Here is an 11,955-nt window from a genome sequence, read left to right as displayed (position 1 = left end):
GGCCTCAGGCCTCAGGCCCCGGGCCTCAGCGGCGTACGTACAGCCGCAGCGACCCGCCGACCGTGACGTGCTCGGCGCGCCGGGTGAAGTCCCGGCGCAGCACGCGCATCTTGGTCTTCTCCGTGCCGTCGCCGCCGCGGGCCGCGCGCCACAGCGGGCCCGACTCGGTGAGCACCCACAGGCGGTCCTCGTCCGCGAGCGCGCGCCGCAGCGCCGCGGGGTCCCACTCGCGGCCGTAGAGGGTGCCGGAGGCGGTGCCGGGCACGCGCAGCGCCACGTCCCGGGTGCCGCGGAAGCCCTCCGGGTAGGCGAGGCGGACACGGCGGGCGATGAGCGGCAGGTACAGGACCGCGTCGCCGGGGCGCACCTCGCGGGCGGCGACGGCGGCGAGGGCCGCGTGGTCCTCGCCGCGCCCGGCCGTCCGGTCGCCGCGGTGCAGCGGGAGCTGCCACCAGAAGACGCAGCCCGCGACGAGCGCGCCCGCCAGCGCCAGGGCGCCCAGCTCGCGCGGGCCGCCGGTCATCCGCGCGAGCCGGGCCGCGCGCTCGAACCCGGCCGCCACCAGCAGCGGCGCGCCCGCGAGGGAGTAGAGCACGTACCGCTCGTGGTACAGCGGCCACTGCTGCGAGACGGCGAGCAGCACGGCGGGCGGCACCACGAGGAGCGGCAGGGCGACCGCCTGGAGCGGGAGCCGTGGTCCGCGGCCGGTGGGGCGGCGGGTCCAGGGCCCGCACAGGGCGAGCGCGGCGAGGGCGAGTTCGGCGGCGACGACCGTGAGGGTCGGGCCTGTGACGTCCCGCAGCAGCCGCACCACCGCCGCGCCGTCGGGCGGCCGCAGCCAGCCGACCTGGGCCGCCTGGCGGTGCGAGACGACGGCGAGCGGCACCAGCGCCAGCGCGGCCGGGACCGCCGCGCCCGCCCAGGCGCGCCACACCGGTGCCCCGGCCCGGACGAGCAGCAGGGTCACGGCGTGCGCGGCGAGCAGCAGGACGGCGTGCTCGTGCAGCAGCGCGGTGACGGCGGTGGCGGCCCCGTACGCGCACCACGGGCCCCGGCGGGCGGGCCGCTCGGCCGCGCGGGCGAACAGCAGTGTGGACAGCGCGGCCCCGGCGGCGACCAGCGCGTAGGACCGGCCCTGCTGCGCGTACTGCCCGGCGAACGGCGTGACCGCGTACAGGAGTCCGGCCCACAGGCCGACGCGCGGGCGGGCCAGTCGCGCGCCGAGCGCCGCGACGAGCCCGGCGGTGGCCGCGGCGGCGCACACGGACGGCAGGCGGAGGGCGACCTCGCCCGCGCCGGACGGGAGCACGGCGTGCATGAGCAGGTAGTACAGGCCGTGCACGGCGTCCACGGAGTGCAGCAGGTGCCAGATCTCGGGCAGGGAGCGGCGCGCCACCTGGAGCGTGACGCCCTCGTCGCGCCAGAGGGAGCCGCGCTCGATGCCCCACAGGCCGACGGCCAGCATGGTGAGGACGGGAACGAGCACGGCGCGAGGTGTCTCTGCCTGCGTGACCTCCACGAGGGGGAGGTTTACTCAGCTTCGCCCGTTCTTAACACCATATGCGGCATACGACTTACGCCGCGCCCCTAATCGGATAATTCTGGACAAGCCCTAGCATTTCCCCCGTGGACATCTCCCCCGCGGAACGGAACCCTCCGTCGGCGCGGCCACCGGCCCCGCGCGTCACCGTCGTCGTCATCGGCTACAACGACGCGGCACACGTCGCGGACGCGGTGCGCTCCGCGCTGGCCCAGGGGCCCGTCGTGGGCGAGGTGATCGCCGTCGACGACTGTTCGACCGACGGCAGCCCCGCCGTCCTGCGCGGCCTCGCCGCGGCCGACCCGCGCGTGCGAGTGGTGCGCCGCGCGGCCAACAGCGGCGGCTGCGGCGCCCCCCGCAACGACGGCGTCGACGCCGCGTCCTGCGCCTACGTGACCTTCCTGGACAGCGACGACGTGCTGGCGCCGGGCGCGGCGGAGGTGCTCGTCGCCGCCGCCGAGCGGCACGGCGCCGACGTGGCCTCCGGCCTGTGCGTGCGCCGCGAGCTGCCCTCCGGACGGGACCAGCCCTGGCAGCCCGAGCTGTACCGCAGGCCCGCGCTCGTCCCCCGGCCCGAGCTGCGGCCGCGCCTGGTCCGCGACACGCTGTGCGTCGGCAAGGTGTACCGCACGGACTTCCTGCGCGCGCACGCCGTCCGCTTCCCCGAGGGCCGCTTCGTCTACGAGGACTTCGTGTTCGGGGCGCGCGTCCTGGCCGCCGCGCCGCGCGTCGCGCTCGTCCCGGACCCCGTGTACGTGTGGCACGTGCGGCGCGCCGCCGCCAAGCTGTCGATCTCCCTCGACCGGGCCGGGATCACCAACTGGGAGGCCCGTCTCGCCGCCCACCGCCAGGCCGTGGACGTCCTGCGCGCGGCGGGCGGCAGCGGCGGCACGGCGCTCGCGCGGGCCGCCCGCGCCACGTTCCTCGACCACAGCCTGCGCATGTACGCGCGGGAGCTGCCCGCGCGCGGCCCGGCGTACCAGCGCCGCTGGTGGCAGCTCACGCGCGCGTACCTCGCGGAGTTCGACGCGGCCGACCTGGAGGCCGCGCCCGCGCCCGGCCGCGTCATCGCCCGGGTGCTGCTCGCCGCCGCGCACCCCCGCGACCTGGCCCGGCTCCAGCAGGTGGCCGCGCGCCCCGCCCGGCTGGCCCCGCCGTACGCGCGCGCGGCCGACGCCACGCCTGTCTGGGCCGAGGACCTGCCCCAGGTGACCCTCGACCACCTCCTGCACCGGCCGCTGCGGCTGCTGCCGCTCGCCGTGGACGCCGAGCTGCGCCCCCGCGCGGGGGTGCTGCGGCTCCGTCTGCACGAGCTGTACGGGCGGGTCGCGGAGGCCGGGCCCGCCGTGGTCGACGTGGGGTTCGCGCCCCGCCGCGGCGGCCGTCCGCAGCTCCGCCGCACGGCCGTCCTGAACACCGAGACACCCGGCGAGACCTGGGCCGCGGAGGTGCGCCTGGACCTCGGCGCGCTCGACGGCGACGTCTTCGACCTGCGCGTGCGGCTGCTCTTCACCGACGGCACCAGCCGCGCGACGACGGCCCGCGCGGTGGCGGGCCCCGGCCTGCTGCGCCGCACGGCCCTGCCGCACGCGCGGCACGGCGTCCTGCTCGTCCAGCCGTACGCGACGGGGGCCGGGAACCTCGCGGTGCGGCTCGCGCCGGGCGCGCGCGGCGTGGCCGAGGTCGCGCGGCGGCGGCTCACGCGCCTCGCACGCACCCTGCGCCCCCGAGGCACCCCGCGCACCGGAGAAAACGCCCGCTGACCCGTCCCTCACCCCGCCTCTGCCAGACTGCACCTTCCGGGCGTCCGGGACACATCCCCGGCGCCCGGGACGACGGGCGGCGCGGCGCCCGGGATGACGGCCGACGCCACAGGACACGACGGAACGGGGACGAGCTGACCATGACCTGGCTGATCACCGGCGGTGCCGGGTACATCGGGGCACATGTCGTGCGCGCCATGACCGAGGCGGGCGAGCGGACGGTGGTCTACGACGACCTGTCCACCGGCATCGCCGCGCGCGTGCCCGACGGCGTACCGCTCGTGACCGGCTCCACGCTGGACGCGGACCTGCTCGCGCGCACCCTGAAGGAGCACGGGATCAGCGGGGTCGTCCACCTCGCGGCGAAGAAGCAGGTCGGCGAGTCCGTGGAGCAGCCGCTGCGCTACTACCGCGAGAACGTGGACGGCCTGCGCGTCCTCCTCCAGGCGGTGACGGACGCGGGCGTCCCGTCCTTCGTCTTCTCCTCGTCGGCGGCCGTGTACGGCATGCCCGACACCGAGAACGGCCTGGTGACGGAGGACACGCCCTGCCTGCCGATCAGCCCCTACGGCGAGACGAAGCTCGCGGGCGAGTGGCTGACCCGCGCCACGGGCCGGGCCACGGGCCTGCGGACGGCGTGCCTGCGCTACTTCAACGTGGCGGGCGCGGCCGCCCCCGAGCTGGCCGACACCGGGGTCTTCAACATCGTCCCGATGGTGTTCGAGAAGCTCACCGAGGGCGCCGCCCCGCGCATCTTCGGCGCGGACTACCCCACCCCCGACGGCACCTGCGTCCGCGACTACATCCACATCGCGGACATCGCCGAGGCCCACGTCGCCGCCGCCCGGCGCCTCGCCGAGGTGCCCGAGGGCACCGATCTGACGCTCAACGTCGGCCGGGGCGAGGGCGTCTCGGTGCGCGAGATGGTCGACCTCATCGCCGACGTCACGGGCAAGGCCGTCCCCGCCGAGGTCACCGGGCGCCGCGCGGGCGACCCCGCGCGGGTCGTCGCCGCCGCCGACCGCATCACGGCGGAGCTCGGCTGGACGGCCAAGCGGGACGTGCGCGAGATGGTCGAGTCGGCGTGGGCGGGCTGGCTGCGGCTGCACCCGGAGGCGGGGGCGACCGCGACCTGAAGGGACTCCGGGCGCGGCAGGGGCTGCGGGCGCCCGCCGCGAGGGTCCCGGGCGCACGCACCGAAAGGTGAGTACCCCACGAAATAGTGGGTACTTGAGGAACCCGGCGGCCGGATCCAGGCTGGGGTGAGCGCTCGGCGCCCCCACCCCACCCCAGCATTGGAGCAGCCATGCCCACGCCTGCCCGCACGCCCGTGACCGTCGTCGGACTCGGCTCCATGGGCGCGGCGCTCGCGTCGGCGTACGTCGCCGCCGGACACCCCACCACGGTGTGGAACCGCAGCCCGGAGAAGGCCGCGCCCCTGGTCGAGCAGGGCGCGGCGCACGCTGTGGACATCCGCGATGCGATCACCGCGAGCCCGCTGACCATCGCCTGCCTCACCACGTTCGACGCGACGCTCACCGCCCTGGAGCCGGCCGCCGACGGTCTCGCCGGGCGCGACCTGGTCACCCTCAACTCCGGCAACCCGGCCGGCGCCCGCGCGCTGGCCGCCTGGGTCGCCGGGCACGGCGCCCGCTTCCTCGGCGGCGCGATCAAGAACGTGCCGACGGCCGTCGGCAAGCCCGGCACCCTGCTGTACTACGGCGGCGACCACGCCGTGTTCACGGCACACGAGGCCACGCTGCGCGTCCTGGGCGGCGACACCCGGTTCCTCGGCACCGAACCCGACCTGGCGGCCCTGTACGAGCAGGCCGTCGGCGGCACCCTGCTGCCCGCGCTGCTCGGCTTCTTCCAGGGCGCCGCGCTCGTCACCCAGCGCGGCCTGGACGCGAGCACCCTGGTGCCGTACACCCAGAAGTGGCTGGAGATGGTCAACTCGGTGCTGCCCGCGTTCGCCGCGGAGATCGACCGCGGCGACTACTCCGCGCCCCTGTCGTCCGTCGGGATCTTCCACGCGGGCATCCCGTACGACGAGGAGCTGGGCACGGAGAACGGCCTCGACGTGCGCTGGCACGCGCCGATGCACGACCTGCTGCGCCGGGCGATGGCCGAGGGCCGCGGCGACCAGAGCATCGCGTCCCTGGTGGAGCTGTTGCGCAACCCGGCCTGATCGCACCGCGGGCGGCGGGCAGGGCAGCCTCAACCCCGGTTGAGGTACGCAAGGACGGCCCGCACCCGCCGGTGCCCACTGTCCGCCGGCGCCAGCCCCAGCTTCAGGAACACGTTCCCGATGTGCTTGCTGACCGCCCGCTCGGAGACGGCCAGCGCCGCCGCGATGGCGGCGTTGTCCCGCCCCTCGGCCATGAGCCCGAGCACCTCACGCTCCCGGGGGGTGAGGGAGTCCAGCGGATCGTCCCGCCGCCGCGTCATCAGCTCCGTGACCACCTCGGGGTCGAGCGCGGTCCCGCCGGAGGCCACCCGCTCCAGCGCGTCGAGGAACTCGTCCACCCTCCCCACCCGGTCCTTGAGGAGGTAGCCGACCCCGCCCGCGCCCCCGCCCAGCAGCTCCGCCGCGTACGTCTCCTCGACGTACTGGGACAGGACGAGCACCGGAAGGCCGGGGATCTCGCGGCGCGCGGCGAGGGCGGCGCGCAGGCCCTCGTCGCGGAACCCGGGCGGCATGCGGACGTCGACGACGGCGGCGTCGGGGCGGTGCGCGAGCAGGGCGGGCAGGACCTCCGGGCCGGTCGCCGCGACGGCGGCGACCTCGTGCCCCGCGGTCGAGAGCAGCAGCACCAGGCCCTCCCTGAGCAGCGCGTTGTCCTCGGCGATCACCACACGCACGGCAGCTCCACTTCGACGACGGTCGGCCCCCCGGCGGGGCTGTGCACCTCCATGGTCCCGTCCAGCGCGGCGACCCGGCGCCGCATCCCGGTCAGCCCGCTGCCCCCGCCCGGTGCCGCACCGGCGCCCGCCCCGTCGTGGGCGCCGCCGCGCCCCTCGTCCCGTACGACGACGCGCAGGCCCCGCGCCGAGCGCGCGAGGTCCACCGAGGCCCGCTCGGCGCCGCTGTGCCTGGCCGCGTTCGTCAGCGCCTCCGCAACCGCGAAGTACGCGGCGGCCTCGACGGCGGCCGGGGCCCGGGGGCCGTCCTCGACGCCCGCGTCCCGCACCGTCACGTCGAGCCCGCTGCCGGCCGCGAGCGCGCGTACGGCACCCGCCAGGCCCCGGTCCGTCAGGATCGGCGGGTGGATGCCGCGGACGACGTGCCGGAGTTCGGTGAGCGCCTCCTCGGCCTGGTCCTGGGCGTCGTCGAGGAGTCTCCGCGCGGCCTCGGGGTCCGTGTCGTACATCCGCCTGGCGAGGCCGACGCGCAGGGAGAGGGCCACGAGGCGGGCCTGCGCGCCGTCGTGCAGGTCGCGTTCGATGCGCCGCAGCTCGGCGCCGTGCGCGGCGACGGCGTCCGCGCGCGTGACGGTCAGCTCCTCGACGCGCTCGGCGAGTTTGGCCGCGCGCAGCGCCTGCGGCGCGGGCATCAGCAGGACCCGCGAGCAGGCCGCGTCCAGCGCGGCGAGCCGGCCGATCAGCGGCAGCACGAGGGCCCGGCGGCGCAGCAGCCCGCACCACACCCCGTCGACGAGGGCCCCGACCACCCACAGCGGCAGCGCGACGTGGAGCAGCACGAGCGCGTAGGCGAGGTGCGCGGCCAGCCAGCGCAGGTCGCGCCAGGTGCCGGGGTCCTGGAGGGCCTTGCGGACGCGCCGGGTGAGCGTGCCGGTCAGCGGCGTGTACGCCTCGGGGATCCGCACCCCCGACCAGCGCGCGACCTGCCGCCGCTTGCACCCGGCCAGCCGCCGCAGGGCCAGCACCGTCTCGGGCAGCACCCCGAGGCCGATGACGACGACGGAGGCGGCCACCGTGAACAGCAGCACGCCGACGAACACGTACGAGAGCAGCGCCAGGCCCGCCCCCATGAGCAACTGCGTGGAGGCGCGGTCGGCGCGCTCCAGCGTCTCCCGCACGGGGCTACGGGTGGCGTTCGCGGGTCAGGACCAGAGCGGTGACCGAGCCGACGACCGCGCCCCCGGTGACGACGCTGACGACGACCTCCCGCGTGCCGTCGAAGGCGATACTGCTGAACGCGTTGGCGAGCACGCCGACGGCGAGCACGAGCCAGAGGACGAATCTCATGGCGGGCCTTTCCGGGGTCTGCTGCGGACGTGATCGACTCTGCCCGGCCGGGGCCCGCCGGGCCAGGGTGGGTCCACCCGGATCCGGGGTGTAGCCCGCTCCACCCCGCTCCCCCGCGGCCCGCTCCCCCGTGCGTTCGGACACGGGGCGGCGAGAGGCCATGGTCAGAGCGCCTTGAGCCCGGCCGCCGTCGCCGCCGCGAGCCGGTCCAGGTAGCCCCGGGGCGGGGTGCCGCGGACGACGACCGCCCGCCAGTACAGCGGCCCGGACATCAGGTCGAGCGCCAGCTCCGTGTCCAGGCCCTCGCGGAGCTCGCCGCGGGCCACGGCCTGGGCCACGATGCCGCTGGCCACGCCGTGCTGGCCCTCGCGCAGGGCCTTCTGCAACGCCGCTTCGATGTCGGGGTTGCGGGCCGCCTCGGCCAGCAGGTCGGGGACGACCTGGGAGGCCACGGGGTGGCGCAGGGCGCGGGACGTCACCTCGTACAGCAGCCGCAGGTCGCCCTCCAGCGCCCCGGTGTCCGGCGTGGGCAGGCCCTGGACGGCGACGGCCGACACCAGGTCGAGGACGAGGTGCAGCTTGGAGCGCCAGCGGCGGTAGACGGCGGTCTTGCCGACGCCCGCGCGGCGCGCGATGCCCTCGATCGACATGCGCGCGTAGCCGACGGCCGCGAGCTCCTCGAAGACGGCGGTCCGGATGGCCTCCGTCACGTCCTCGCGCAGCACGGCCGCCCCGGCGGGCGCCCTGCGCCCCCGCTCGCCCGGCTTCCCTTCGCCCGTCCCGTTGGTCGTCATGCGGACAGCATAGGACCGGGGCGTGACGACGATACGGTTGCGTTCCGTCGTCCGAGTCTTCTACTGTCGGCGTTACGACGATACGGGCCCGTCCCGACGTGGCCGGGTCCCGGCCTGCCCGGCGCCTGCCGCGCCCGTCCCCACGCCCCCTCAGCGAAAGCAGCGGTCGTGACCGATCTCCTCGACAAGCCGCCCGCCCCGGCGCCCCCGGCACCGGAGCCGCCCCCGGCGGTGCCCCCCGCCGAACTCGCCGCCCGGTTCGGACTGACCGTCAGCGGCGCCCGCCCCTCCCTGCCCGCGTACGCACGGCAGTTGTGGCAGCGGCGCCACTTCATCGCCGCGTTCGCCACCGCCAAGCTCACCGCCCAGTACAGCCAGGCGCGGCTCGGCCAGCTCTGGCAGATCATGACGCCGCTGCTCAACGCGGCGGTCTACTACCTGATCTTCGGCGAGCTGATGCAGACCAAGCACGGTGTGGCGGACTTCGTGCCGTTCCTGGTCACGGGCGTCTTCGTGTTCACGTTCACGCAGAACTCGGTGATGGCGGGCACCCGCGCCATCTCCGGCAGCCTCGGCCTGGTGCGCGCGCTGCACTTCCCGCGCGCCGCGCTGCCCGTCTCGTACTGCCTGCAACAGCTCCAGCAGCTCCTGTTCTCCATGGCGGCGCTGCTTGGCATCGTGCTCTGCTGCGGTGTGCCGCCGAGCGCCTCGTGGCTGCTCGCCGTGCCCGTGCTCGCGCTGCAGTTCACCTTCAACACCGGGCTCGCCCTGGTGATGGCGCGGCTCGGGGCGGGCACCCCGGACATCGCGCAGCTCATGCCGTTCGTGCTGCGGACCTGGATGTACACCTCCGGCGTCATGTGGAGCATCTCCACCGTCCTCAAGGGCCAGCCGCGCTGGGTCGGTGCCCTCATGGAGGCCAACCCCGCCGTCGTCTACATCGACCTCATGCGCTTCGCCCTCATCGACAGCTTCGGCGCGGACCGGCTCCCGGCCCACGCCTGGGCCCTGGCCGTCGGCTGGGCCCTGGCCGCCGGGGCCGGCGGGTTCGTCTACTTCTGGAAGGCGGAGGAGAGCTATGGCCGCGGATGAGACCGGGGAGCGGCTTCCCGCCGCTGCCGCCACTGCCACTGCCCCTGCCACGGGCACGGGCACGGGCACCGTTGACGCCGACGGGCGCGTCCCCACCGTCGTCGCCGACCGCGTCGACATCGTCTACCGCGTCCACGGGGCGGGCTCCCCCGCCGGGCGCGGCGCGGCCACCGCCGCCCTCGGCCGGATCCTCCGGCGCGGGGCCTCCCCGGCCACGCGCACCGTGCACGCGGTGCGGCAGGTCTCCTTCACCGCCCACCGGGGCGAGGCCATCGGGCTCGTCGGCACCAACGGCTCCGGCAAGTCCACCCTGCTCAAGGCCGTCGCCGGGCTGCTCCCCGTCGAGCGCGGCCGGATCTACACCGACGGCCGCCCCGCGCTGCTCGGCGTCAACGCGGCGCTGATGAACGACCTGACCGGTGAGCGCAACGTCCGCCTCGGCTGCCTGGCCATGGGCATGTCCCCCGAGCGGATCGCGGAGCGCTACCAGGAGATCGTCGACTTCTCCGGGATCAACGACAAGGGCGACTTCGTCACACTGCCCATGCGGACCTACTCGTCCGGCATGGCGGCCCGGCTGCGCTTCTCCATCGGCGCCGCCGAGAACCACGACGTCCTGCTCATCGACGAGGCCCTGGCCACCGGCGACCGCTCCTTCCAGCGGCGCTCGGAGGCCCGCATCCGCGAGCTGCGCCGCCACGCGGGCACGGTGTTCCTCGTCAGCCACAACAACAAGTCGATCCGCGACACCTGCGACCGCGTGCTGTGGCTGGAGCACGGCGAGCTGCGCGCGGACGGCCCGACCGACGAGGTCATGGCGGAGTACGAGCGGTTCACCGGCGGCGGCAGGCGCTGACCGCGCCCCCGGGAGCCGTACGGAGCCCGTACAGGCGTGCCTACGCGGGCCGGGGACGGCCCCGGTGCTGGAACACCCACGTCCGGTACACCAGGAAGCGGAAGGCGGACGCGAGCAGGATGGAGAGGGCCTTGGCGACGTTCGAGCCGAGCGGGCCGCTCATCCCCGCCCCGTGGTGGGCGGCGTAGAACAGCAGGGTCTCCATGGCGACGCCGATGCCGCTGAAGGCGAAGAACAGCGCGAGCCGGCGTGTGCCGCGCGCGGCCCGGTCCCGGTAGGCGAAGAAGCGGAAGCCCAGGTAGTTGGTGCCCATGGCGACGGCGCTGGCGAGGACCGTGGCGGTCATCGGGGCCGCGCCCGGGCCGTGCAGCAGGAGGTTGAAGACGACGAAGTTGACGCCGACGCCGCTGCCGCCGACCACACCGAACTTCGCCACCTCGACGCCCAGCCGACGCAGCCTGGCCGGCACGCCGCCGGACAGCGGCCCCGGGCCGGGCGCCGCCGCGGCCGCCGCTCGGGCCACGCGCACGGCGTCCTGGTGCCCCGGCCGTGCCGCCTCGTGCACCGTGCTCGTCATCCCAGCGGCCCCCGGTGCCCGCGGGCGGCCCCGGCCGCGCGCGCGACCCACGTCTCGCGCTCGTGGCGCAGCCGCAGCCGCCACGGCACGGCGACCGACTCGAGCTGCACCATCAGGTTCATCTTGGACTCGCCGAGGGCGCGGTCCTCGAAGTGGATGGGGACTTCGAGGAGGTCGAAGCCGTGGCGCAGCGCGCGGTACTTCGTCTCGACCTGGAAGCTGTAGCCCGCGCTGTCCACGGTGGTGAGGTCCACGGCGCGCACGGCGTCGGCGCGCCACAGGTTGAAGCCGCCGGTGATGTCCCGTACGCGGGTGCCGAGGACGGTGCCCGCGTAGGCGTTGGCCCAGCGGGACAGGAGCCTGCGGTGGACGCCCCAGGCGTCGGAGAGCGTGCCGCCCTGGACGTAGCGGCTGCCCACGACGACGCCTGCGCCGGTGGCGAGGGCCACGCCGAGCAGTTCGGGGACCTTCGCCGCGGGGTGGCTGCCGTCGGCGTCCATCTGCAGGACGTGGTGCGCGCCGTCGGCGACGGCCCGCGCCATGCCCGCCGCGTAGGCCCGGCCGAGGCCGTCCTTCCCGGCGCGGTGCAGGACGTCCACGCGACGGTGCCCGTACGTCTCCTCGGCGCGGCGGGCGAGGTCCTCGGCGATCGCGCCGGTGCCGTCGGGGCTGGAGTCGTCGACGACGAGCAGCCGCAGGCCGGGCAGGGGCAGCGCCAGGAGGGCCTCGGCCACGCCGGGCAGGCTGTCCGCCTCGTTGTAGGTCGGCATGACGACGGTGAGCGGGGCCGCCGCCCACTGGTCGGGCAGGTGCGGGGCGCCGAGGGCGCGGACCGCGCCCGCCGCCGCGTCCAGCGGACTTGCTTCTGTCATCGGCTTACCTTGTGACCTTCCTGAAATAATCTCATCCACCGTATCCCAAATGACCGATTTGCCAGCACAGGCGCGCAGCGCGGGCCCGTGCCGGCGCCGTGCCGGGGCCTGTGCCGCCGAGGACGACGTACACGCAAAAGCCGGGGGGGGGCCCCCCCCCCCGGCGGGGGGGGGGGCCCCCCCCCCCCGACCGCAGGGAAAAAGAAGAGACCACCCGCGGGCACGGGCCCCAGAGCACCCCCCCAGAGCACC

12 protein-coding genes are annotated in these 11,955 nt (G+C 75.8%); 5 read left to right on the top strand and 7 right to left on the bottom strand.

Annotated features, from left to right (window positions below):
• Window positions 1-25: 25 nt before the first annotated feature.
• Window positions 26-1,519, bottom strand: coding sequence for a glycosyltransferase family 39 protein (locus tag QK440_RS32695; protein WP_282796866.1), 1,494 nt, complete (start codon window positions 1,517-1,519; stop codon window positions 26-28).
• A gap of 107 nt (window positions 1,520-1,626) precedes the next feature.
• Between QK440_RS32695 and QK440_RS32690 the strand changes: the two genes are divergently transcribed.
• The 3 genes from QK440_RS32690 to QK440_RS32680 all read left to right on the top strand — a co-directional run bounded on the left by QK440_RS32690 (window position 1,627) and on the right by QK440_RS32680 (window position 5,491).
• Window positions 1,627-3,303: a glycosyltransferase family 2 protein gene (locus QK440_RS32690; protein WP_282796865.1), complete on the top strand. Its 1,677-nt coding sequence runs from the start codon at window positions 1,627-1,629 to the stop codon at window positions 3,301-3,303.
• Between the two features lie 140 nt (window positions 3,304-3,443).
• Complete coding sequence (galE, locus tag QK440_RS32685) at window positions 3,444-4,439, top strand: UDP-glucose 4-epimerase GalE (protein ID WP_282796864.1); 996 nt, start codon at window positions 3,444-3,446, stop codon at window positions 4,437-4,439.
• Between the two features lie 170 nt (window positions 4,440-4,609).
• Entirely contained in the window at window positions 4,610-5,491 is an 882-nt protein-coding gene (locus QK440_RS32680; protein WP_282796863.1) for an NAD(P)-binding domain-containing protein, read from the top strand.
• Window positions 5,492-5,520: 29 nt separating this feature from the next.
• Here the strand turns inward: QK440_RS32680 and QK440_RS32675 are convergent, their stop codons facing one another.
• The 4 genes from QK440_RS32675 to QK440_RS32660 all read right to left on the bottom strand — a co-directional run bounded on the left by QK440_RS32675 (window position 5,521) and on the right by QK440_RS32660 (window position 8,306).
• Complete coding sequence (locus tag QK440_RS32675) at window positions 5,521-6,165, bottom strand: response regulator transcription factor (protein WP_282796862.1); 645 nt, start codon at window positions 6,163-6,165, stop codon at window positions 5,521-5,523.
• Entirely contained in the window at window positions 6,153-7,343 is a 1,191-nt protein-coding gene (locus QK440_RS32670; RefSeq protein WP_282796861.1) for a sensor histidine kinase, read from the bottom strand. Before QK440_RS32670 ends, QK440_RS32675 begins: the two co-directional genes overlap by 13 nt.
• Window positions 7,344-7,347: 4 nt before the next feature.
• Window positions 7,348-7,512, bottom strand: a complete 165-nt coding sequence (locus QK440_RS32665) for a hypothetical protein (protein ID WP_282796860.1) — start codon at window positions 7,510-7,512, stop codon at window positions 7,348-7,350.
• A gap of 164 nt (window positions 7,513-7,676) precedes the next feature.
• A complete protein-coding gene (locus QK440_RS32660; protein ID WP_282796859.1) occupies window positions 7,677-8,306 on the bottom strand; it encodes a TetR/AcrR family transcriptional regulator in 630 nt (209 codons plus the stop codon).
• Window positions 8,307-8,474: 168 nt separating this feature from the next.
• Between QK440_RS32660 and QK440_RS32655 the strand changes: the two genes are divergently transcribed.
• The gene (locus tag QK440_RS32655; RefSeq protein WP_282796858.1) at window positions 8,475-9,398 is read left to right on the top strand and encodes an ABC transporter permease; all 924 of its coding nucleotides are present in this window, start codon (window positions 8,475-8,477) and stop codon (window positions 9,396-9,398) included.
• Window positions 9,385-10,254 (top strand): ABC transporter ATP-binding protein, encoded by an 870-nt coding sequence (locus QK440_RS32650; protein WP_282796857.1) that lies wholly within the window; start codon window positions 9,385-9,387, stop codon window positions 10,252-10,254. Before QK440_RS32655 ends, QK440_RS32650 begins: the two co-directional genes overlap by 14 nt.
• 40 nt (window positions 10,255-10,294) lie before the next feature.
• Here QK440_RS32650 and QK440_RS32645 read toward each other — a convergent pair whose 3' ends face one another.
• Together QK440_RS32645 and QK440_RS32640 are read right to left on the bottom strand one after the other, a co-directional pair.
• Entirely contained in the window at window positions 10,295-10,831 is a 537-nt protein-coding gene (locus tag QK440_RS32645) for a GtrA family protein (protein WP_282796856.1), read from the bottom strand.
• A complete protein-coding gene (locus QK440_RS32640; RefSeq protein ID WP_282796876.1) occupies window positions 10,828-11,601 on the bottom strand; it encodes a polyprenol monophosphomannose synthase in 774 nt (257 codons plus the stop codon). The genes QK440_RS32645 and QK440_RS32640 overlap by 4 nt, the downstream gene beginning before the upstream one ends.
• Between the last annotated feature and the right edge of the window lie 354 nt (window positions 11,602-11,955).

Source organism: Streptomyces sp. CC224B, from assembly GCF_030010595.1.
Lineage (GTDB): Bacteria > Actinomycetota > Actinomycetes > Streptomycetales > Streptomycetaceae > Streptomyces > Streptomyces longispororuber.
This window is presented reverse-complemented; position numbering and strand designations above follow the sequence as displayed.